Raw genomic sequence first — 20,998 nt, 5'->3', positions numbered from 1 at the left:
TAGCCCTCACTCCAACTTTTGATTCATAATTGGGGCATGTCTCGACTCAATCGTGCCCCGCTTATCGACGCCGCCCTCGGCCGCACCCCCTCCCGACCCCCAGTCTGGTTCATGCGCCAGGCCGGCCGCTCGCTGCCGGAGTACCGCGCCGCCCGCGAGGGGATTAGCATGCTCGATTCTTGCTTCATGCCGGAGCTGCTGGCCGAAATTACACTGCAGCCGGTGCGTCGCCACGACGTCGACGCCGCCATTTTATTCTCCGATATCGTCGTCCCGCTCAAGGCTGCGGGCGTCAAGGTCGACATCGTGCCGGGGCGTGGTCCGGTGATGGAGCAGGCGGTAAGGAGTAGGGAGGACGTCGGCAAGCTGCCGCTGCTGGAGACTGACGTCCCCGAAGTTACCGAAGGTATCGCCCGCATCCTGGCCGAGCTTAGCGAAACCCAAGCGCTCATTGGCTTTGTTGGCGCGCCGTTCACGCTGGCCAGCTACCTCATTGAGGGCGGGCCATCCAAGAACCACGAGCGCACCAAGGCCCTCATGCACGCAGATCCGGAGACCTGGCACATGCTCATGCGCCGCCTAGTGCCGACCATCACCCGCTTCCTGCAGGTGCAGGTCGATGCCGGCATTGATGCCATGCAGCTTTTCGATTCCTGGGCCGGCTACCTCAACGAGCGCGACTACCGCGAGTTTGTGCTTCCGTACTCCCGGGAAATCCTGGCCGGAGTGGAGATTCCACGCATTCACTTCGGCGTCGGCACCGGCGAGCTGCTGCCGGCCATGTCGGAGGCGGGGTCGGAAGTTATGGGCGTCGATTATCGCGTGCCCATGGACGCCGCGGCCGAGCGCGTAAGCGCCCGCGTGCTGCAGGGCAACCTCGACCCGGCCATGCTTTTTGCCGGCGATGCCGCCGTGCGCCAGGCCGTGCGCACCATCCGCGGCGAGGTCGATCGAGCCCGCGAGCGCGGCGATATTGACGGCCATATCTGGAACCTCGGCCACGGGGTCTTGCCAACTACCGACGCGGAGGCCATCACCCGCGCCGTATCCATCATCCACGAGGAGGGCTAAATGCGTATTGCGATTATTGGTGCCGGCCTGGCGGGCTTGACGGCCGCTTACGAGCTGCGCGACCACGACGTTGAGGTTTTCGAGGCCGCCGGCCGCATCGGCGGCAAGCTGTACTCCGTGCCGTTTAATGACGGCCCCACCGACATGGGCGCCGAGGCCTTCCTCGCCCGCCGCCGCGACGCCGTGGAGTTCATCGAATCCCTCGGCCTGGGCGACAGCCTGGTTGAGCCCTCCGGTCTGCACTCGCTGGTGTACTCCGGCGAGCTTAAGCCGCTGCCGCGCGGCGGGATGATGGGCATTCCTTCGCACTCGGAGCCGGTCGCACACTTGGTCTCGGCCGAGACCGCGCGTCGCATCGATAACGAGGAGCCTTTCGAGTGGACGGCCGGCAGCGACGTCTCCGTGGGCCGCCTGGTGCGCCAGCAGTTCGGCGACGACCTCGTTGACCACGTCATCTCCGCCCTCCTCGGTGGCGTGTACTCCTGCTCGGCCGATGACCTGGGTGTGCGCGCGACCATCCCAGCGCTGGCCGAGACGCTCGACGCGCTCTCCGAGCGCGGCCCAGTCACACTCTCGGCCGCGGTTCGCTCGTTGGAAGAGGCCCGCGCGGCCAAGCCGAGCAGCGGCGGACCCGTCTTTCAGACCTTCCGCGGCGGCTACGCAGAACTCTACGAGGCGCTGGCCGATAAATCCCGTGCCAAGATCTACCTCGATACCTTCATCTCGGGCATCACTCGCGAGGGCGAGAAATTCCGCTTGGCCGGCGCACCCGGCGATACCGCCCCCTTTGACCGCGTGCTGGTGGCCACCCCGGCCCCGACCGCAGCGCGCCTGCTACCCAAGGTGTCCCCGCGGGCGGCGGAGCGGTTGAAGAGCGTGAAGCTAGCGGCGTCGGCAGTCGTGGGCCTGAAGTTCGAGTCTGACACGGACCCGGCCGGCAACGCATTGCCGCAGAACTCTGGCATCCTCGTGGCCACTGACCAAGACGACGTTCACGCCAAGGCATTCACGCTGTCCTCGCGCAAGTGGCCGCACTTGGCAGAGCGCGGTGGTGCTTTGGTGCGCGCCTCCTTCGGCCGTTTTGGCGATGACGCCATCGTCCGCGCCGAGGAAGATGACCTCGTCGACTACGCTCTCGACGACCTCCAGCGGCTTACCGGCTTCGACGGCCGCGCCGCGGGCGTTGCCGAGATTTTCACCCAGCGCTGGTTCGGCGGCCTGCCGCGCTTTGATGCCGGCCACCTGGAAACCGTGGCCGGTGTGCGCGGTGCCCTCGCGGCGACGCCAGGCATCGATGCCACCGGCGCTTGGGCCGGCGGAGTTGGCGTGCCAAACGTCATCGCGGACGCCCGCGCTGCTGCGGCCCGCATCGCTCGCTAGCTGCGCGGCTCGCTAGCTGCGGGCATGCCAATGCGGCAGCAGAGCATCCTGCTGCCTGGCGGTTGCGGGGCTACTGCTGCGATGGCGGCGACGGCGCGGTGTGAGCCCAGGGCGGTTGCCAGACCACGCGGCCTCGGCGCCGAACGAGGCGCCCGCGCACCGGTGGGGCATTCGGGTCATCGTCGTTGACGCCGTTGTGGTACGGGCAACAGGTTGCGAGGTTTGCCATATTGGTATCGCCGCCGTGTCGCCACGCCTGCAAGTGGTGTACCTGGCATTTATCCGCCGGATAGTTGCATTCGACCCACGGGCATACCGGATTTTCGGCAGCAGCCATGAGCCGTTGCTTTTCACTGGCCATGCGTTCCGTGCGGTAGAGGTTGACCGCGCCCTCGAAGGGGTGAACGAGGGTGATAAGCCCGCGCTCTGCCAGCGTGCGCGAGACGAGTTCCGCGCCGGTGAGGCGGGCACCGTTGGTGAGCTGGATGGTGATTTCCTCGCCGTCGCCATCGATGATGCGGTCGAGTTCGTCGAGCGTGATAATTGCATTCGTCGTAATGGTCGGACGGGTGGCTGGGGCGGCGCCGGAAGGGGAGAAGAGCTTCGCAACGGAATCGAGAGGCGCGTCCTCGTCCAGGCTGGATTCCAAGTCCGCGATGAGCGAAGAGGGTCCGGTAATCGCGAGGGTCCACGGCGCGTCCTTGCGGCGGCGGATGCGCACGCCGGGGCGCGGCGGGGCTGGGGGATTGAGCTCGCGCAGCTTCTTGTGCGCCAGCTTTTCCATCTCATCGGTATCGGCGGCAGTGCGGCACAGCTCCACGCGCAGGCGCCAGGCATCGCGCTTGGTCTTAGCGCGGGATGCGTAGCGCTCGATAACCTCCAGCGTGGGTAGCGGGTGGGCGCGGTCGCGCGCGGCGGTAACCGCCTGGCGTTGCTGGCGGGTGAAGGAGGTGGGGGCAAAGAGGGCGTCGGCAAGCGTGAGCAAAGTGCGGGCCGTGTTATTGGGCGCACCGGCGGCGCGCAGCTGGTCTTCAGACATGCCGGCGCACCCGGCAACGATGTCGATGCCAGGCGCCAGGGCCGCAAGATAAGTCTGAAGAGCTGTCATGCCCCGCAGCCTAAGCCACGGCGCGCAACCCGCGCGAGGGCGAGCGCGCGAACCTGTGGATAACTAGGGCCCAAAGGGGGAATTTCGGCCCGCGCGCCCGGAGGGCCTGTGGATAACTAGCCCTTATTGCGGAAGACGAAGATGGAGGAGAAGTCCTGATCCCCGTGGCCCATGGCCTGCATTTCCTCGAAGCGGCCGATGGCGGCGGTCAGGGCGGGCAGCGGCTTGTTGGAGGTCATCTCCATGAGCTTGGCGTCCTTGGCTAGGGCGTCGACGGTGAAATCGCCCGGGTCGGTATTGCGCTCGCCGGTGATAAACGGCGCCTTCATATTGGCGATGAATGACAGACCGGTGATATCGAGCATCTGCAGTACCACCTCGGAGTCCAGGCCCTCGGACTCGCCGAGTTGCAGGGCTTCGAGCAGGCCCTCGGCAGTGACGGCGAGCGCGAGGTTCGCCAGCAGCTTTCCGATGGCCGCCGTGGCCGCCGCCTCCACTCCGATGAGCTTGTCTTCGCCCGCCCAGGACTCGGCGAGGGACATGGCTTGCTCGCGGCGGGCGTCGTCAGGCGTGCCCACATAGACGCCGAGCTTGCCCTCGCGGGCCGGGCCGAGCGTGCCGACGACTGGGGCGTGGACGTAGGTTTCCACGGCGGCGGCGAACTCGCGGGCATCGTTGGGCGAGACGGTGGTGGTGTCGATCCACGTCACGCCCGCGGGGATGAGCTGCGGCTCAATGACGACCTCGCGGACATCGTCAGGCCCGAAGAGAGAGGTAATAATGACCTCGGCGTTCGCTACGGCCTCGGTGGGCGAGGTGGCGAGCTCGGCGCCTTCCTCCACCAGCGGTTGGGCGCGCTCGGCGGTGCGGTTCCAGACGGTCAATTCGATGCCGTCTTGCTCATTGAGCAGGCGGCGGGCTAGTTCGGTTCCCATGCGGCCAGTTCCAAGAAATGCAATCCTCATGCTTTCCCAGTGTGCCATCATTGGGTGCAGGCTCGCCGCCTTTCGTGCGGGCCCCGGACGAGGGAGCCGTACCCGGCGACGCGAAAGGACGGCCAGGAAGCAGCTATGGCGTGGTTCATCTTGATTTTCTCCGGCGCATTCGAGGCCGTGTGGGCGGCGGCGCTGGATAAGTCCGCAGGTTTTACTCGCCTGTGGCCCTCGCTCATTTTCCTCGTGGCTTGCGCGATTTCCATGGGCGGGCTGGCCTGGGCGATGCGCAGCATCCCGGTGGGCACGGCCTATGCGGTGTGGGCGGGCGTTGGCGCGTCGGTGGCGGTTATTTATTCCTTCGCCGCCGGACACGAGGCCGCCACGGCGTGGAAGGTGCTATTCCTCGCCATGATCATCGGCGGCATCGTGGGGCTGAAAGCGGTGAGCTAGAGGCCCGGAATGCGCGGCGCAGGCGGCAGCGGCAACTCCGGCGGGGCGGGCGCAGGCACGGCGGGCACGGCCGGCACATCAGGCACCGCGTCTTCGATGCGCCCGCGGACCTCGTGCGGCGGGATATTCAGGTTCGGCAGGCCGCTTTTATCCCGCGCAGGTGGGCGTGGGGCCGGCGCCGCAGGTAGCGGGCGGGGTGCCGGTGCAGGGGCGGGTGCGGGCCGCTGCTGGGGCGCGGGCGCTGGGGCAGGACGCAAACCAGACGCAGGAGCGGGTGCCGCGTCCGACGGAGAAGGCTGCTCGGACGGCGGCGAAGGAGCGGCCGGCTTGTCCTCCCGAGGAAGGTCGCGCGGGGCGAGCGGGCGGGGAGGGGGCTGCCAGGAGGGGGCGTCGGCAAGCGGGGTGGCACCCACCGAGGTGGGCAGCGGCCGCTCGGGATGGGCGCAGCCGGCGAGGCAGAAAGCGGCCAGAATAGCGAAAATGAGAGTGCGCTGCATTGAAAAATCCCCCCGAATTGAAACGTGCAACGCCCCGAAGTTTAGCGGCTGACTGTGAATCGCGCACTCCAACTTTTGTATAGCGCGCGAATCGCTAGAATGTCAGACATGCCTAATACTTCCCAGTCGCAACAGTGGTTTGAGCGTTCCTCCAAGGTGATTCCGGGCGGGGTGAACTCGCCGGTGCGCGCATTTGGCTCCGTGGGTGGCCAGGCTCGCGTGATTGAGCGCGGTGCGGGCTCGCGCCTGTGGGATGCCGACGGCAACGAGTACGTTGACCTGGTCAGCTCCTATGGCCCGATGATCCACGGCAATGCGCACCCAGAGATTGTGGAGGCCGTGCAGCAGGCCGCAGCGGGTGGCTTGAGCTTTGGCTCGCCCACCGAGGGTGAGGCTTTGCTGGCGGAGGCCATTGTGTCGCGCACCGCGGCCGATAAGGTGCGCATGGTCAACTCCGGCACCGAGGCCACCATGTCTGCAGTGCGCCTGGCCCGCGGCTACACCGGCCGCGCCAAGGTGTTGAAGTTCGAGGGTTGCTACCACGGCCATGTGGACGCGCTGTTGGCCTCGGCTGGCTCCGGCGTGGCGACTTTTGCGCTGCCGGATTCCCCGGGCGTGACGGGTGCGACGGCGGCCGATACCATCGTTGTGCCTTATAACGATATCGAGGCCGTGCGCGAGGCATTTGCGCAGCACCCAGGCGAGATTGCTTGCATTATTGCGGAGGCCTCGGCCGGCAACATGGGCACCGTGGCACCGGAGGAGGGCTTCAATGCTGCGCTTGCCGACGTCGCCCATGAAGACGGCGCCCTCCTCATCCTCGACGAGGTCATGACCGGCTTCCGCACCTCCTATAAGGGCTGGTATGGCGTCGACGGCGTGGCGGCGGACTTGGTGACCTTCGGCAAGGTCGTCTCCGGCGGCCTGCCGGCCGCTGCTTTCGGCGGCCGCGCCGAAGTTATGGACTACCTTGCGCCGGAAGGGCCGGTCTACCAGGCTGGCACGCTGTCCGGAAACCCAGTCGCCATGGCCTCCGGCCTGAAGTCTTTGGAGCTGGCCGATGAATCGCTCTACGAGCGCTTGCAGGCCAACGCGGACCGCCTGACCGGCATGATTTCTTCCGCGCTATCGGCCGAGGGAGTAGCGCACCACATCCAGCGGGCGTCTTCGATGTTCTCCATCCGCTTTGCCGAGGGCGAGGGCCGCAACTTCGCCGATATGCAGGCGGCCGAGACCTTCCGCTTCACCCCGTTCTTCCACGCCCTGCTGGATAACGGCATCTACGTCGCGCCGAGCCCATTCGAGACCTGGTTTGTCTCGGATGCACTTACCGACGCCGACTTCGAACTCATCGAAGCCGCCCTCAAGCCCGCCGCCCAAGCTGCGGCCGCTGCGCGTCCCGCGAACTAAGGAGAGACATGACACGCACTATCGTTCACCTCGTGCGCCACGGCGAGGTCCACAACCCAGAGAAGATCCTCTACGGTCGCATCCCGGGCTATCACCTGTCCTCGCGCGGGCATTCCATGGCGGCGCGCACCGCGGAATCCTTCCGCGACCATGACGTGACCTACCTAGCGGCCTCGCCGCTGCAGCGAGCCCAAGAGACCGCGCGGCCGATTGCTAAGGCAACGGGGTTGGACGTGGACGTCGATAAGACGCTCATCGAGTCCGGCAACCGCTTCGAGGGCCTGCGCACCAAGGGCCTGCGTTCCGCGCTGTGGAATCCGCGCCGCTGGCCGCTGCTGGTCAACCCGCTAGAGCCCTCGTGGGGCGAGCCCTATGAGCAGATTGCCGAGCGCATGCTGGGCTCCATCGAGCGCGCCCGCACCGCCGCGGCCGGCCACGAGGCGATCTTGGTGAGCCACCAGCTGCCCATCGTGATGGTGCAGCGCACCGTGCTGGGCCAGCGCCTGCCGCACGCGCCGTGGAATCGCGAATGCGACTTGGCCTCGGTTACCTCGCTGCTTTTTGAGGATAATCAGGTCACCGACATCTTCTACTCCTCGCCGGCCCAGGAGATTTAATGGCACTACAATGCAGACGCGCGGTCGGCGCGGTGCTGGCGGCGGCAGCGATCGCGCTGCCGCTTGCCAGTTGCTCGCAAGACGCCGATAAAGCGCAAAACGCGGTTGCTACCGGCGGCAACTTCGAGTTCATCACGCCCGGCGGCGAAAAGGTCATCAATTACGAGGAATCTGAGCGCAAGCCGCTGCGCACCTTCTCTGGCGAGGATGTGCGCGATAGAGATAAGACCATTTCCTTGGAGGATTATGAGGGCGAAATCGTCGTGCTCAACTCCTGGGGCCAGTGGTGCGCTCCGTGCCGCGCCGAGGCCGATGACCTGCAAGAGATCCACTCCGAGCTACAGAAGCGGAAGATTGGCACTGTCTTGGGCATTAATGTGCGCGACTATAACCCGCAGGTGTCCAATGACTTTCTCAAGGATAATGGCCTGACCTACCCCTCCATCTACGATCCACCGTTTAAGACCGCGGCGGCCCTAGGCGGCGTACCCACCTCCGTGGTCCCGACCACCATAGTCTTGGACAAACAGCACCGCCCGGCTACGGTCTTTTTGCGGAGTATCACCACCAAGGACGTCATGGACGTAGTGGACAAATTAGAAAAGGAATAAATGGACAACGCAGCGAGCATCGGCAACTCTTTTGCCGAGGCCGCGACCTCCGGCCCACTCATTCTGGGCCTGTTCGCGGCCGCCGTGGCGGGGCTGGTGAGTTTTGCCAGCCCGTGCGTGATCCCACTGGTGCCTGGCTATATTTCCTACTTAGCCGGCGTGGTGGGCGGCGAGGTTACGTTTGACGGCGAGTTGGGGGTGGGCGTCGGCAAGCGCAGGCAATGGGCCGTGGTACTGGCCGCCGCCTTGTTCATCCTGGGATTTACCGTGGTTTTCCTGCTGGCGACGGTCTCCGTATTCGGCGCGATTTCCGCGCTCCGGCTCAATGAGGAGACGCTCATGCGCATCGGCGGCGGCGTGACCATCCTGATGGGTGCGGTTTTCCTCGGCGCGATCCCGGCGCTGCAAAAGGACACCCGCATGGCACCGAAGCGTTGGACCACCTGGCTGGGCGCGCCGCTGCTGGGCGGGATTTTCGCGCTGGGCTGGACGCCGTGCTTGGGCCCAACGCTGGCCGCCATTATTTCCGTATCGGCGGGCACCGAAGGCATGACGGCCGCGCGCGGCGTGCTGCTCATCATCTTTTATTGCCTGGGCTTGGGCCTGCCGTTCCTGCTGGTGGCGCTGGGCTCCGCGCGGGCGATGCGCTCGATTTCGTGGGCCCGCAAGCACTCGCATACCATCCAGGTCATCGGCGGCGTGGCCATGATCCTCGTCGGCCTGGCCCTGGTAACCGGCCTGTGGGGCGAGTTTATTAGCCTCATCCGCCAGTGGACCGTGGACTACGGCGCCACCCTGATTTAGGAGAGACGTGAAATATTTCCGCAAAGCCTGGCATTGGCTGACCAGCATGCGCACGGCACTGGCGCTGCTTTTCTTGCTGGCGCTGGCCGCGATTCCCGGTTCCTTGCTGCCGCAGCGCGACCTCAACGAGCAGAACGTGCAGGACTTCATCGAGTCCAACGGCAACGTAGCGAAGATCTACGACAAGCTGCAGCTTTTCGACGTCTTTTCTTCCGTCTGGTTCCAGGCCATCTTCATCCTTTTGGCCATTTCCCTAGTGGGCTGCATCCTGCCGCGCTCCTGGGATCACTACAAGGCGTGGAAGACCCCGCCAACGCGCGCGCCGAAGTACCTCCACAAGCTGCCGCTGGCAGCCGAGGGGCATTCGGATAAGAGCGAGGACGAGCTATCCGCAGAAATCAAAAAGCGCCTGAAGAAGTGGCGCGTGGCCGAGTACTCCCCCGAAGAAGACCGCGCCGGCGTGCACACCTTTTCCGCGGAGCGCGGCTACGGCCGCGAGCTGGCCAACCTGATCTTCCACGTGGCACTGGTGGCCATCTTGGTGACCGTTGCCGCTGGCCGCTTGGTCAACTACGAGGGCCAGGTCATCGTGGTCACCGAGTCCGGATCGCAGGGTGGCGGTCAGACCTTGGACCAGTCCACGGAGTTCTGCAATACTTCCACGTCCAATTTTGACTCCTTCCGTGCCGGCCCGCTTTTCGACGGCACCGGTCTCCACCCCTTCTGCTTCGTCGCCCATGACTTCGCGGCGGAATACCTGCCCAACGGCCAGGCGGAGATGTTTACTTCCAACGTCTCCTATGCGGAGGGCGAGGACATCTACAAGGATGACTCCGAGTGGAAGGACTATGAGCTTAAGGTCAACCACCCGCTGCGCTTGGCGCACAACCGCGTCTACTTGCAGGGCCACGGCTACGCGCCGACGGTCACGGTGGAATGGCCCAATGGCGAAAAGCGCACCCAGACCATTCAGTTCCAGCCGAATGACACGACCTTCTTCTTGTCCTCCGGCGCGATGCGCTTCGACCCGCCGGCCGGCATGCATCCAGATCTCTATGACCGCCGCCAGAACCAAATCGCCATCCAGGGTCTCTTCGCGCCCACGGCCGAGTGGGCTGGTGAGAACGGCAAGCTGCTGCAGTCCGCATATCCCGGGCTGCAGGATCCGGCGATGGCCATCGATATCTACCGCGGTGATGCCGGCCTGGACACCGGCACCCCGCAGTCCTTTTTCTCGCTGGACCCGAACCTGGTGCAGTCCGGCCAGCTACAAAAGATTGACCGCGTGAACCTCAACCAGGGCGAGGACGTCACCTTGGACGATGGCACGAAGATCACCTTCGACGGCGCCAGCGAGTTCGCCAACTACCAGGTCTCTTATGATCCTTTCCAGAAGTGGGTGCTGGCCTCCGCGCTGGTGATGCTCATTTCCTTGGTGGGATCGCTGATAATTAAGCGCCGCCGCGTCTACATCCGCCTGCGGCCGAACGCGGCCGGCGGCACCGACGTGGAGATGGGCGGCCTCGCCCGCACCGACCGCGCCGGCTGGTCCGAGGAGTTCCACGAGCTGCACCGCGGGCTGCTGGAGCTGCCAGACCCAGACGAGGTCGAAGAAGACGAACTTTATACCGATGACTAGCGCCCCGGCCCGATCCAACAAAAGTTGGATTGGGTCGTTTCGCTGAGTAAGGTAATCAGCACTTATCCCGCACGTGTGAAGGCTAGGAGCATTCATGCAGATCGATCAGAATCTGTCTAATTTCTCGGATATCGCGGTGCAGACCACCTTTGTGTTGTACTGCGTCGCGCTCTTTTTGTCGCTGTTTTACTACGGCCGCATGCAGGGCATCATCGAGGGCCGCCGCGCCGTGAAGTCCAAGGCCGCGAAGGTCTTGGTGGGGGCGGGCGCTGGGGACGTCGACAAGCAGAGCTATGCCGGCGAGGTTGCCCAGTCCTCTTCCGGAATCACGGCCGATGAGCTGCAGGAAAAGGAGCGCAAGGCCGATAAGCTCGGCGGCATGACCAGCGCGCTGATGTGGGTGGGCATTGCCCTGCACGCCGCGGCGATTGTGCTGCGTGGCCTGGCTACCGGCCGTTTCCCGTTTGGCAACCTGTACGAGTACGTGCTGATGGTGAGCTTCGGTGTGCTGCTGGTGGGCAATATTGCCATGCAGCGCAAGGAATGGCGCACCGTGTGGCCGTGGCTGCTCACCCCGACCCTCGCGCTGATGTTTTATGGTTCCACCAAGCTCTATGCCGAGTCTGCCCCGGTGGTGCCGGCGCTGCAATCGCACTGGCTGCCCATCCACGTCACCGTGGTTTCTTTGGGCGCGTCCATCGGTATTATCTCCGGCATTGTCTCGCTGCTGACGCTGTTCCGTATGGCGCAACCGAAGCATGCCGAGCATGGCTTCTTCGGTGCGGTGGCCCGCCCGTTGCCTTCTGCCGCGAAGATTGACCAGCTGGCCTACCGCCTGGCTGTTATCACCCTGCCGACCTTGGGTCTGGGCATCATCTTGGGCGCCATCTGGGCCGAGTCCGCCTGGGGCCGCTTCTGGGGTTGGGACCCGAAGGAGACCGTGTCCTTTGCCACCTGGATCCTGTATGCCGCATACCTGCATGCGCGTGCGACGCCGGCCTTCCGCAAGGCGGCGCCGTGGATCAACGTCATGGCGATGGCGCTGATGGTCTTCAACCTGTTCTTTATCAATATGGTCGTCTCCGGCCTGCATTCCTATGCGGGGCTGAACTAGATGGCGGAGCATACGAGCCCGCGCCATAAGCAGGGAAAGCCGGCTGGCGATAATGCGGTGATTTTGGGGCTGGGCGCACAATTTGCCGATCGCCGCCGCGAGTTGGGCATTTTGCAGCAGCAGCTTGCCGACGCCGCCGGTATCTCCCGCTCCACTCTCCACACCATCGAGCACGGTGGAGCGGGCGTGCGGTGGGAAAAGATTACCGCCGTGGCCGAGGCCCTCGGCTTGGAGATGCGCTTCGTGCCGAAGGATTCCTAGTCCTTGTCGCCGTCGGTGCCGCGATTGCGGCGCTGGCGGCGTTTTTCTTCTTCTGCCTCCTGTGCGCGGCGCTGCTTGAAGCGCTCCTTTTCTAAGTTCCAGAGGAATTCCTCGTCATCGTCGGGGCCTTTGATAGCGCGGGGTTGTTCCACCTCGCGCTTTTTCCATGTCGAGGGCCCGAAGGCCTTCCACACCAAGTAAGCGGCGAGAACAAAGAGTAAAAGGAGGATGATTCGGCCCATGCTCGAGATCTTACCTGCACCGCGTACAATCAACCCCCATGACGCATAATCCTGAGCCACCCAAGCCGGACCCAGAACTGCGCCGCCGTTCGCGCGCGGCGCTGTGGAAGTACGGGCTCGCCCGCGTAGTACTTTTTATCGCTTTGACCGTGGTGATTGAGCTTTTGGCCTTCGCCATCGGCTTTCCCATCCCGGTGCTCATCGCGGCGCTGCTGGCGCTCTTTGTGGCGCTGCCGCTATCGATGCTGATCTTTAAAAAGTGGCGCATCGAGGCCACCCAGACGCTGGCCGAGTACTCCGCCCAGCGCAAGGCCCACAAGCGCTGGGTCCAGGCGGAGCTGGAAGGCCGCGCCGCGCAGGACTAGACGAGGATGAGCGCGGCGGCCTCGATAATCGCCCACAGGAGCATCGCGCGGCCGGTCAGGCCGAGCACGGGGATAAGCTCTGGGCCTTGGGCGCCGCGGTTGACGGTGCGGATGGCGCGCAGCGCGAAGGGGAAATAGACCAGGCCGGCGAGTGCGAGCCAGCTACCAAAGGCAATGCCGATAGTCAGCAAGAAAGGCAGCAGGAGCAGCACCGTAAAGAGCAGGCGCGCCTTCTCGTTGCCAAGCCGCACGGCGAGCGTAATCTTGCCGGTTTCGGCGTCGGAGGGAATATCGCGGATATTGTTGACCAAGTTGACGCCGGAGCTCATCGCGCCGATGCCCACGGCCAGCGCGAGGCCCGACCATGACAGGCGGCCGGCCTGGGTGAATTCGGTGCCGAGCACGGCGACGAGCCCGAAGAAGATAAAGACGGCGACCTCGCCGAGCCCGCGATAGCCATACGGGTTCTTGCCGCCGGTATAAAACCACGCGCCGGCGATGCACAGCGCGCCGACGAGGATGAGCCACCAGGCGTGCGCTGCAAAAGACAGCGCGATGCCGGCGATCCCGGCCACAGCGAACGCGGCGAAGGCGGCGAGTTTCACCTGCTGCGGGCGGGCCAGGCCGCCGCCAGTGAGACGCTGGGGACCGGTGCGGTCATCGTCAGTGCCGCGGATGCCATCGGAATAGTCATTGGCGTAGTTCACGCCGATGATAAGCGCCCATGCCACGATGAGTGCGAGGAGCGCGCGGCCCACGTGGCCGCCGTCGATGCCGAATGCCGCGCCGGTGCCCGCAACGACGGGCGCGAACGCATTAGCCCAGGTATGTGGGCGTGCGCCCTCGAGCCAATCCTGGGCAGTGGCGGAGAAACGGCCGGCGGAATGGTCCTTGGAATGCGGGGCAGACTTGGAGGCAGACATAGCCACTATTGTGCCACTGCGTCACGCGCGGGCGGCAATTAGCCAAGGTAGGCGCGACGGCGCAGCCGATAGGCGGCTAGTGCCGCGAAGAAAAGAGTGGCATTGGTGACCGTCATCGCGGCGGAGGTGGCCGCATCAAGCCAATAGGCCAGCCAGAATCCTGCGACTGCGCTGAGTGCCGCGATGCCGCAAGCGGTGAGCATTAGGGTAGGCACGCGGCGGGTGAAAAGCCGCGCGGTCATGGTGGGAAAGACCATCAAGGCGATTACCAGCATGGCGCCGGCGGCGTGAAAAGCGGCAGTAGCCGTGCAGGCAACTACCGCCATAAACGCTGTCTGTACAGCACGGGAGCGGACCCCGCGCACGGTGCAGAACGCGGCGTCAAAAGATATAGCAGCAAGACGCGGCAGGGAAAGGGCAAAAAAGATCGCATTCGCGGCGAGCACGGCGGCCATGACATAGCAGTAGTGGGGATTGGAAAAGGCGGCGAGGTTAACATCGCCAACCAAGACGGCGTGGACATCGATATGTACGTGGCTCATTCGGGTAGAGATGAGGATGACGCCGGCGGCAAAGAGGGCGGGGAAGATGAGGCCTAGGGCGGCATCGGCAGTAACCAGCGCGCTGCGCTGCAGCCACCGCGTGCCGAGCGCGACGGCCAGGGCACCGGCCGCGGCGGTAATAAGCAGCAGCGGGGAGTCGATATCGGAGGTTAAAAGGTAGCCCACGGCGATGCCGGGGAGGACGGCATGACCGATGCCGTCGATAAGCATGGCCTGTCCCTGTAGAACTACAAAAGTGCCGGGCAGCGCGCATGTTACGGCGGTAAGGACGGCAAGCAGGCAAGCGGTAGCGGCAAGGGTCATGGTCGAAGCTTTCTGGTGACGAGGCTGAACGCTACGGTGGCGGCTTGCACCAGCACGATGATGGGGCCGGTAGGCAGCGGGCCAAAGGCGATAGAAAGGTAGCAACCCACGGCGGCAGTAAGCGCGCCTAGGAAGCCGGCTAGTGCAATGAAGGGAAGCAGGCGGTGAACCCAGGGGCGGGCGGCCGCGGCCGGGCTGATGATTACGGCCACCATGAGGACCACGCCGACCACCTTGACGCCTATAACCGTGACGGCGGTTAAGGAGAGGAAGCTGAGGGCATTTAAGGCCATGGTGCGAATGCCGGCTACGCGGGCAAAGGGGGCGTCAAAGGCGACGGTGGCTTGCCGAGTGTGTACCGAAGAAAGAATTAGCAAGACGCCGCCGCCAATGACGAGCGCAGAACTCACATCGGCGCGCGTGAGCGTGGACGCGTTTCCCAGCAGGTAATCTTGGATGCCGGCCTTGCCGGGCAAGGGCTGGCGGGAAATATGCTGCATGAGCAGCATGCCGATGGAGAAGAATGTGGTAAGCGTAGCGGCCATCGCGGTGGTTGGGCCGAGCGGGGCCAGCCGTGGAATCAGGTGAATACAGCCGACGGCCAGTGTGCCGGTGAGGATGGCGCCGGCAGAAAGCAGCCAGATATTGCGGCCGTCCCACCCTAAGGCCGTGGCCACGACGAAGGCGACCAGCAGGCCAGGCAGGGAGGAATGCGAGATGGCATCAGCGAGCAGGCTGGTGCGGCGCACATAGACCAGCGGGCCGAGCGCGCCGGCGCAGGCTCCGATGAGTACGGTGCCCCAAAGCGCCTGCGTATAGGTGAAATCCTGAAAGAGTTCTAGTGGGTTCATGAGGGCAGGCAAAACATGTCGGCGATGGCGGATTCGGTGAGCACCTGCTTAGTAGGCCCGGCCGCGATGAGGTGGCCTTGGCCCACCATGAGGACCTCATCACAGAAATCGGCGACTTCTGCCAAGTTGTGATGGACCAGCAAGATGGTGGCGCCATCGGCGCGCAGATTCTGCAGTACCTCCATGATGGCGCGCTGGCTTGCGGCGTCGACCCCAGCAAAGGGCTCATCCAAGATAATGAGCTCAGGATCGCTCACGAGCGTGCGAGCGAGTAAGACGCGCTGGCGCTGCCCGCCGGACAAGGCCGAAATGGGCAGGTGCGAGTGCTCTTGCATTCCGGTGCGGGCGAGCGCGTCGTGAGCGACGCGCTTATCGGCGCGGCTCGGCCACTGCCACCAGCGCAGGCCGGCGGTGCGGCCCATAAGCGCGACGTCGAAGGCCGTGGCCGGAAAATCCCAATCGATATCCGCGTGCTGCGGCATGTAACCGAGCCGGTGGCGGAAATGGGCAAGGTTGGTGCCATCAAAGGTGAGCGATTCGCAGTTAAGCGGTGGAAGCAAGCCCACCAAGGTGCGCACAAGGGTGGACTTGCCGGAGCCGTTGGCGCCCACGAGGCCGGTGATGGTGGCGGGAGTGAGGGCAAAGGTGGCGTCGGCAAGCAGGGGCGTGCGCGGATAGCCTGCGGTGAGGTGGGTGGCGCGCAGCATTAGCTTAAGGCCTTTGCCACGGTGTGTGCGTTGTGCTCGAAAGCCCCCAGGTAGGTATCGGTGGGCGCGTCGGGTCCGAGGGTATCGGCGAAGAGCTCCTCGTCCGAGACGGTAACCTTCCAACCGCGGGACTCCACGGCCTGCTGCAGCGAGGTGATGGCCTGTGGGTTGGCTTGATTGTCCTTGAAGATGACGGGGACCTTCTTATCGGCGATGGTATCGGCCAGAGCGGAAATCTCGGTGGCGGATTTTGTGGCCTCGGTGGTCACGAAATCGGTGGCGTGGATGTCAAAGTCGAAGGTTTTGCCAAAGTAGTTGAAAGCATCATGGCCGGTGATGAGCACCCGGGGCTTCGCAGCAGCGAGTTCCTTCTTAGCCTTGTCTTGTGCAGCGGCGATCTGGCTTTCGTAGTTATCGGCGGCAGTGGAGTAGTCCGCGGCGTGCTCGGAATCGATATCGCCAAGTTTGTCGCCGATGCTCTCGACGGCCTGGCTCCACAGCTTGGGGCTATTCCAGATATGCGGATCATAGAGTTGCTCGCCGCCCTTTCCTTGTTCCGGCCAGGGCAGGAGATCTTGTTCATCGAGCTGATCGCCCACCGCGAGCTGCTTGTCTCCCAGGGACTTGAGCTGGTCCACCATCTGGGCCTCGAGGTGGAGGCCATTCCAGAGTACGAGGTCGGCGTCCTTCATAGCCTCAATATCGTGCGTGGTGGGCTGGTAGGTGTGCGGATCACCGCCGGGGCCGACCATGGTGGTGATATCGGCTTCGGGGGCGAGGTTGGCTGCAGCATCGGCCAAGTAGCCGGTGGTGGCGAAGATTTTTAGGCTATCTCCGTGGTTGTCATCGCCGCTTGAGCAGGCCGTTAGCGTAGTAGCGGCGAGCAGTACGGCGAGGGGAAGTGCGGTGGTTTTCTGCAAAGAAAAGTCCTTAAATTAGAAATGAATACCAAAGTTCAATGAAGTGAACTTCTAAAAACATACATATTGAAGCTGATGGAAGCAATAGGATGAACTACGATGGGGTGAATGCACGTAAGCGAGCTGCCCGAACGCACCCAGGATTACCTCAAGATTTTGTGGAACCACGAGGAAAAAGCGGGACGCGATACCACCATGCCGCTCGGTGATCTGGCCAAGGCTGCCGGCCAAAAGCTGCCCACCACCTCCGAGGCCGTCAAGCGCCTCGCGGCCAAGGGACTCGTGGAACACGAGCGTTACTTTGGCGTCCGGCTGGTCAGGGAAGGTCGCGAATTGGCCGTGGCTATGGTGCGCCGCCACCGCCTGCTCGAGACCTTTTTGGTACGCACCTTGGGCTATACCTGGGACGAGGTGCATGAGGAAGCCGAAATGCTAGAGCATGCGACCTCCGATAGGTTTGTCGAGCGCATCGATGCTTTCCTCGGCGCCCCTGCGCGCGATCCCCACGGCGATCCCATTCCGGCGGCCGATGGCACGGCTGAGCCGCTCTCGCGCATTTCGCTTGCCGACGTCCCACCCAACTCTCCCGTCACCATGGAACAGGTCAATGACGCCGATGGCGAATTCCTGCGCTACTTGGACAAACACGGGGTGCGTCCGGGCGTGCGGCTGACCGTCGTTGCCCCGCCGGTAGCCGGCCTCCTAGAGGTCAGCGTGGATAATGGGGCCAGCTTTTCCCTCGGTGAATCCGCGGCGCGCGATATCGCGGTGCGCGACGTGGAAGGTGGCTAAGCGCCGAAGATGCGCGCCACCGCCCGGCGGTCTATCTTGCCTGGCCCGGCCGTGGGAAATTCCGCAAGGCGCTTGATGTCTTTCGGTATCTGCCAGCGGGGAAGCTCGGCGTCCTCGAGGGCTTCGAGGATATCGCCGATATCGGCCCAGCCGGTATACGCCGCCATGATTGCCTGGCCGAGCCGCGGGTGCGGCACGCCGACGACGCAGGCATGGTCCACGCCCTTAACCTTGAGGATTTCGGTTTCTAGCGCCTCGGGATGCAGCTTGAGGCCACCGGAATCGATGACATTATCCAGTCGGCCGGTGACGGTGAGGGTGCCGGCGTCGATGAAGCCGCCGTCGGAAGTGGCGAACCAGCCTGGCTCGCGGAAGGCCTGGTGCTCGGGCGCGTTGCGGTAGCCGTGGGCGATGGTGGGCCCGCCCAAGAGGATGCGGCCGTCCTGGACGCGGACCTGCGCGCCGGGAATCGGCCGGCCATCGTAGACGCAGCCACCGGCGGTTTCGGAGGATCCATACGTCGCCACTACTGCAATGCCCAGCTCCTCGGCCGCTGCGCGCAGGCGCGGGTTGATGGCTGCGCCGCCGACCAGGATGGCATCGAAAGTGCGCAGCGCGTCGATCCCCTCGACCGAATCCATGGCCTTGGCCAATTGCAGCGGGGTCAGCGCGGTATAGGTGCGGTCGCCAGTGCGGTCGAGCTCTGCGGCCGCGCGGGCGAAGGTAGGGATATCGAAGCCCTCGCTGAGATCCATGCATAGCGGATCGACGCCCGCTACCAGCGAGCGCACCAGCACCTGGATGCCGGCGATGTGGTGGGCCGGCATGGCGAGTAACCACTGGCCGGTGCCGCCGAGCACCTGGTGGGTGGCATCAGCGCTGGCTACCAGGTTTGCTGGGGTAAGCTGCGCGCCCTTCGGCGTGCCGGTGGAGCCAGAGGTGGACATCACGAGTGCGATGTCTGGGTCTATGGGCTCGCCGGCGCGTTGGGTATTGCGCAGGAGGGTGGCACGGGTGGCGTCGGCAAGCGGGAGCGGTAAAAAGCACCCTTGGCCAGCAATGGCGGCCTCCAAATCGGGGAGGATGCTGGCCGGGTTATGCGGATCAACCGGAAGCGGGGAGAGGATAGTCACGGAGGCGATTTTAACCGTCGAAGGGGCGGGATTCGTCTTTTTTCGCCTTGCGTATGCCGCGCAGCAACACAATGCGCCCGACCACGAGCGCACCCGTGGCAACGACGGCAATGCCGATACAAAAAGCGATAAGCATTAGTAGTAGTACGGGAAGCTATCCCAGTTGGGCTCGCGCTTTTCTAGGAAGGACTCCTTGCCCTCGACAGCCTCGTCGGTCATATAGGCCAGGCGGGTGGCCTCGCCGGCGAAGACTTGCTGGCCCATCAGGCCATCATCGGTGAGGTTGAAGGCGAATTTCAGCATGCGCTGGGCGGTGGGGGATTTCATATTAATCTCCTGGCCCATGCGGATGGCGGCGTCTTCAAGCTCGGCGTGGTCCGCGACCTCGTTGACCGCGCCCATCTCAAACATGCGCTGGGCATCGTAGGTGCGGCCCAAGAAGAAGATTTCGCGGGCGAATTTCTGGCCCACCATCTTGGCCAGGTACGCCGAGCCATAGCCGGCGTCGAAGGATCCCACGTCCGCATCCGTCTGCTTGAAGCGCGCCTCTTGGCGGGAGGCGACCGTCATATCGCAGACCACGTGCAGCGAGTGTCCGCCGCCGGCCGCCCAACCATTGACCACGGCGATGACCACCTTGGGCATGGTGCGGATAAGGCGTTGGACCTCGAGGATATGCAAGCGTCCGCCCTCCACCTTCTCGCGGGCAGTGTCCACGGTGGATTCATCCGCGGTGGCGTCATCATGGGCGTGCTCGGTGGCGTAGCGGTATCCGGAGCGGCCGCGAATGCGCTGGTCGCCGCCGGAACAAAACGCCCAGCCGCCATCCTTTTCGGACGGCCCATTGCCGGTGAGCAAAATCGTGCCCACATCCGGCGTGCGGCGTGCGTGATCCAAGGCACGGTAGAGCTCGTCTACGGTATGCGGGCGAAACGCATTGCGCACCTCCGGGCGGTCAAAGGCAATGCGCACGATGCCGTTCTTGCGGCCCTCGCCGTTGAGCCGGTGATAGGTGATATCCGTCAGGTCTTCAAACCCTTCTACGGTATGCCACAATTCCGATCGAAAGGGATTATCGGTGCTGTACTTTCTCTGCTCGCTCATAAAGGCCAGCTTAGTGGCAAAAGAAGAATAGTCCCCATTCCCAACCCTCACCCACACACGCTGCCCAGCAGGCCGGTAATAATCAATACGCGATACTACGAGGGCTTCGCCTCGCAATGTACCCGTGTACGCCATACCAGCGCGGTACTCCATGCCGTGGGGAGACTCGAACTCCCCGCCCCTTAAAGCGCTAAAGGGGGCCTGTGTCCCAGGAATTTCCCCTCCAGGGTGGGGGCCTGCTCGCTGCAGGTGTGTGGGCTACCATCGCGCGCTTTAAGCAGCGCGCGATATGACTATCCGTTTTTCAGTTCGGTATTCCAGTTCAGCTGCTGGATGCGGGTATCTAGCTCGCGGTACTGCTTAGATAGATCGTCGACGCGCTTGCGCATATCCGCCACCGGGATGGTGGAGACAAACTTAATCTCGTTGCGGGAATAGCGATCCGAGCGCGTGCCCGCACGCTGTGCCAAGTCGTGGTAGATGCGGCGCTTGCGCAAAAGGCCGTCGCGCAGCGCGAGGGCTTCCATCAGGTTCATCTTCTCATCGAAGGCGGTGGCGATATTCGTCGCATTAATGGCCTGAACCAGCTCATCGATGCGCCCAGCCACGCCGTCGAGCTCGCGCAGCAGCTCCTGCGGATCCTCCTCCGGGGTATCGCCCTCCTGCACGCGAACCACGGCGAGCAGCCGCTCGTGCAGGCTATTGAGGCGCTCCTGCGCCTGGGCGCGTTCCGCTAATGCCTCAGCTAGCAGCATAATTCCTCCTCTATTGGTATAGGTTCCCAAAATAGCGCAGAGCGGGGGAGGGGTCAATGGTTACCGGGCTGGGGTTCAGTTCTCATTACCCCTGATAGACTTACAACGCGGAGAATGGAGTCCGTGTTGGTGCTGGGGTTCAGTTCTCATTACCCCTGATAGACTTCGGGCGGCGATAATTCGTTAGCCAATCTTGCTGGGGTTCAGTTCTCATTACCCCTGATAGACTTCATCGGATACGTCGGTATCCCACATGATGCTGGGGTTCAGTTCTCATTACCCCTGATAGACTTCAAACAATAATGACAACGTATCTGAATAAGCTGGGGTTCAGTTCTCATTACCCCTGATAGACTTCCTTATGGGAATTTTTAGCCGTATCCGAAGCTGGGGTTCAGTTCTCATTACCCCTGATAGACTTCCGCCCATCGCTAGCCCGTCAA

25 protein-coding genes, 1 CRISPR repeat array and 1 riboswitch (1 of these 27 running past the window's edge) are annotated in these 20,998 nt (G+C 63.8%); of the genes, 12 read left to right on the top strand and 13 right to left on the bottom strand.

Going from position 1 to position 20,998, the window contains the following annotated elements; genetic code table 11:
• Positions 1-36: 36 nt before the first annotated feature.
• Together hemE and QP934_RS03470 are read left to right on the top strand one after the other, a co-directional pair.
• Positions 37-1,071 carry a uroporphyrinogen decarboxylase gene (gene hemE, locus QP934_RS03475; protein WP_419126814.1) on the top strand — a complete coding sequence of 345 codons (1,035 nt, stop codon included), beginning with the start codon at positions 37-39 and terminating at the stop codon, positions 1,069-1,071.
• On the top strand, positions 1,072-2,451 hold the full coding sequence (locus QP934_RS03470) for a protoporphyrinogen oxidase (RefSeq protein WP_419126813.1): 1,380 nt from the start codon (positions 1,072-1,074) through the stop codon (positions 2,449-2,451).
• A gap of 70 nt (positions 2,452-2,521) precedes the next feature.
• Here QP934_RS03470 and QP934_RS03465 read toward each other — a convergent pair whose 3' ends face one another.
• Positions 2,522-3,559: an HNH endonuclease signature motif containing protein gene (locus QP934_RS03465; RefSeq protein ID WP_419126812.1), complete on the bottom strand. Its 1,038-nt coding sequence runs from the start codon at positions 3,557-3,559 to the stop codon at positions 2,522-2,524.
• Between the two features lie 116 nt (positions 3,560-3,675).
• A complete protein-coding gene (locus QP934_RS03460; protein WP_419126811.1) occupies positions 3,676-4,524 on the bottom strand; it encodes an NAD(P)-dependent oxidoreductase in 849 nt (282 codons plus the stop codon).
• 26 nt (positions 4,525-4,550) lie between these two features.
• A riboswitch (guanidine-III (ykkC-III) riboswitch) is annotated at positions 4,551-4,621 on the top strand.
• An 8-nt stretch (positions 4,622-4,629) separates the two neighbouring features.
• On the opposite strand from QP934_RS03460, the gene QP934_RS03455 reads away from it, so the two are divergent.
• The gene (locus QP934_RS03455) at positions 4,630-4,944 is read left to right on the top strand and encodes a DMT family transporter (RefSeq protein ID WP_284791596.1); all 315 of its coding nucleotides are present in this window, start codon (positions 4,630-4,632) and stop codon (positions 4,942-4,944) included.
• On the opposite strand, the gene QP934_RS03450 is transcribed toward QP934_RS03455, so the two are convergent.
• Positions 4,941-5,471: a hypothetical protein gene (locus tag QP934_RS03450; RefSeq protein WP_419126810.1), complete on the bottom strand. Its 531-nt coding sequence runs from the start codon at positions 5,469-5,471 to the stop codon at positions 4,941-4,943. The two genes, QP934_RS03455 and QP934_RS03450, sit on opposite strands and share 4 nt — an antisense overlap.
• 78 nt (positions 5,472-5,549) lie before the next feature.
• Between QP934_RS03450 and hemL the strand changes: the two genes are divergently transcribed.
• The 7 genes from hemL to QP934_RS03415 all read left to right on the top strand — a co-directional run bounded on the left by hemL (position 5,550) and on the right by QP934_RS03415 (position 11,897).
• On the top strand, positions 5,550-6,851 hold the full coding sequence (hemL, locus tag QP934_RS03445; protein WP_284836655.1) for a glutamate-1-semialdehyde 2,1-aminomutase: 1,302 nt from the start codon (positions 5,550-5,552) through the stop codon (positions 6,849-6,851).
• Positions 6,852-6,859: 8 nt separating this feature from the next.
• Positions 6,860-7,468: a histidine phosphatase family protein gene (locus tag QP934_RS03440; protein WP_239274497.1), complete on the top strand. Its 609-nt coding sequence runs from the start codon at positions 6,860-6,862 to the stop codon at positions 7,466-7,468.
• Positions 7,468-8,079, top strand: a complete 612-nt coding sequence (locus QP934_RS03435) for a TlpA disulfide reductase family protein (RefSeq protein WP_419126809.1) — start codon at positions 7,468-7,470, stop codon at positions 8,077-8,079. The genes QP934_RS03440 and QP934_RS03435 overlap by 1 nt, the downstream gene beginning before the upstream one ends.
• Positions 8,080-8,883, top strand: a complete 804-nt coding sequence (locus tag QP934_RS03430; RefSeq protein ID WP_419126808.1) for a cytochrome c biogenesis CcdA family protein — start codon at positions 8,080-8,082, stop codon at positions 8,881-8,883.
• 7 nt (positions 8,884-8,890) lie between these two features.
• Positions 8,891-10,522, top strand: coding sequence for a cytochrome c biogenesis protein ResB (locus tag QP934_RS03425; RefSeq protein WP_419126807.1), 1,632 nt, complete (start codon positions 8,891-8,893; stop codon positions 10,520-10,522).
• Between the two features lie 94 nt (positions 10,523-10,616).
• Positions 10,617-11,636, top strand: a complete 1,020-nt coding sequence (gene ccsB, locus QP934_RS03420; protein ID WP_419126806.1) for a c-type cytochrome biogenesis protein CcsB — start codon at positions 10,617-10,619, stop codon at positions 11,634-11,636.
• Positions 11,637-11,897, top strand: coding sequence for a helix-turn-helix domain-containing protein (locus QP934_RS03415; protein WP_308572785.1), 261 nt, complete (start codon positions 11,637-11,639; stop codon positions 11,895-11,897). It abuts the gene before it with no gap.
• On the opposite strand, the gene QP934_RS03410 is transcribed toward QP934_RS03415, so the two are convergent.
• Positions 11,894-12,139 carry a hypothetical protein gene (locus QP934_RS03410; RefSeq protein ID WP_286687760.1) on the bottom strand — a complete coding sequence of 82 codons (246 nt, stop codon included), beginning with the start codon at positions 12,137-12,139 and terminating at the stop codon, positions 11,894-11,896. The two genes, QP934_RS03415 and QP934_RS03410, sit on opposite strands and share 4 nt — an antisense overlap.
• A 38-nt stretch (positions 12,140-12,177) precedes the next feature.
• On the opposite strand from QP934_RS03410, the gene QP934_RS03405 reads away from it, so the two are divergent.
• Positions 12,178-12,504 (top strand): DUF4229 domain-containing protein, encoded by a 327-nt coding sequence (locus QP934_RS03405; RefSeq protein ID WP_284820894.1) that lies wholly within the window; start codon positions 12,178-12,180, stop codon positions 12,502-12,504.
• Here the strand turns inward: QP934_RS03405 and QP934_RS03400 are convergent.
• From QP934_RS03400 to QP934_RS03380, 5 genes are read right to left on the bottom strand one after another with little or no spacing between them, the layout of a single operon-like run.
• Entirely contained in the window at positions 12,501-13,427 is a 927-nt protein-coding gene (locus tag QP934_RS03400; protein ID WP_284810968.1) for a 1,4-dihydroxy-2-naphthoate polyprenyltransferase, read from the bottom strand. The two genes, QP934_RS03405 and QP934_RS03400, sit on opposite strands and share 4 nt — an antisense overlap.
• A gap of 38 nt (positions 13,428-13,465) precedes the next feature.
• Positions 13,466-14,293 carry a metal ABC transporter permease gene (locus QP934_RS03395; protein WP_419126805.1) on the bottom strand — a complete coding sequence of 276 codons (828 nt, stop codon included), beginning with the start codon at positions 14,291-14,293 and terminating at the stop codon, positions 13,466-13,468.
• Positions 14,290-15,144 carry a metal ABC transporter permease gene (locus QP934_RS03390; RefSeq protein ID WP_419126804.1) on the bottom strand — a complete coding sequence of 285 codons (855 nt, stop codon included), beginning with the start codon at positions 15,142-15,144 and terminating at the stop codon, positions 14,290-14,292. Before QP934_RS03390 ends, QP934_RS03395 begins: the two co-directional genes overlap by 4 nt.
• On the bottom strand, positions 15,141-15,851 hold the full coding sequence (locus QP934_RS03385) for a metal ABC transporter ATP-binding protein (RefSeq protein WP_419126803.1): 711 nt from the start codon (positions 15,849-15,851) through the stop codon (positions 15,141-15,143). The genes QP934_RS03390 and QP934_RS03385 overlap by 4 nt, the downstream gene beginning before the upstream one ends.
• Positions 15,851-16,771 (bottom strand): metal ABC transporter substrate-binding protein, encoded by a 921-nt coding sequence (locus QP934_RS03380; RefSeq protein WP_239194745.1) that lies wholly within the window; start codon positions 16,769-16,771, stop codon positions 15,851-15,853. The genes QP934_RS03385 and QP934_RS03380 overlap by 1 nt, the downstream gene beginning before the upstream one ends.
• Positions 16,772-16,879: 108 nt before the next feature.
• Here QP934_RS03380 and QP934_RS03375 point away from each other — a divergent pair, with 108 nt between their 5' ends.
• Positions 16,880-17,563, top strand: a complete 684-nt coding sequence (locus QP934_RS03375; protein ID WP_419126802.1) for a metal-dependent transcriptional regulator — start codon at positions 16,880-16,882, stop codon at positions 17,561-17,563.
• Here the strand turns inward: QP934_RS03375 and menE are convergent.
• The 4 genes from menE to QP934_RS03355 all read right to left on the bottom strand — a co-directional run bounded on the left by menE (position 17,560) and on the right by QP934_RS03355 (position 20,555).
• Entirely contained in the window at positions 17,560-18,696 is a 1,137-nt protein-coding gene (gene menE / locus QP934_RS03370) for an o-succinylbenzoate--CoA ligase (protein ID WP_419126801.1), read from the bottom strand. The genes QP934_RS03375 and menE overlap by 4 nt on opposite strands.
• A 10-nt stretch (positions 18,697-18,706) precedes the next feature.
• On the bottom strand, positions 18,707-18,832 hold the full coding sequence (locus QP934_RS03365; RefSeq protein WP_340419898.1) for a hypothetical protein: 126 nt from the start codon (positions 18,830-18,832) through the stop codon (positions 18,707-18,709).
• The gene (locus QP934_RS03360) at positions 18,832-19,800 is read right to left on the bottom strand and encodes a 1,4-dihydroxy-2-naphthoyl-CoA synthase (RefSeq protein WP_419126800.1); all 969 of its coding nucleotides are present in this window, start codon (positions 19,798-19,800) and stop codon (positions 18,832-18,834) included. The genes QP934_RS03365 and QP934_RS03360 overlap by 1 nt, the downstream gene beginning before the upstream one ends.
• A gap of 293 nt (positions 19,801-20,093) precedes the next feature.
• A complete protein-coding gene (locus tag QP934_RS03355) occupies positions 20,094-20,555 on the bottom strand; it encodes a DIP1984 family protein (RefSeq protein ID WP_419126799.1) in 462 nt (153 codons plus the stop codon).
• A 67-nt stretch (positions 20,556-20,622) separates the two neighbouring features.
• Positions 20,623-20,998: direct repeats of the CRISPR family, unit length 36 nt; unit sequence GCTGGGGTTCAGTTCTCATTACCCCTGATAGACTTC; it runs 1,066 nt beyond the window's last position.

Origin of the sequence: Corynebacterium sp. MSK122 (assembly GCF_030229435.2) — a bacterium.
Lineage (GTDB): Bacteria > Actinomycetota > Actinomycetes > Mycobacteriales > Mycobacteriaceae > Corynebacterium > Corynebacterium marquesiae.
The sequence above is the reverse complement of the archived record's forward strand: the minus strand, read 5'-3'. Positions and strand labels throughout refer to the sequence as shown.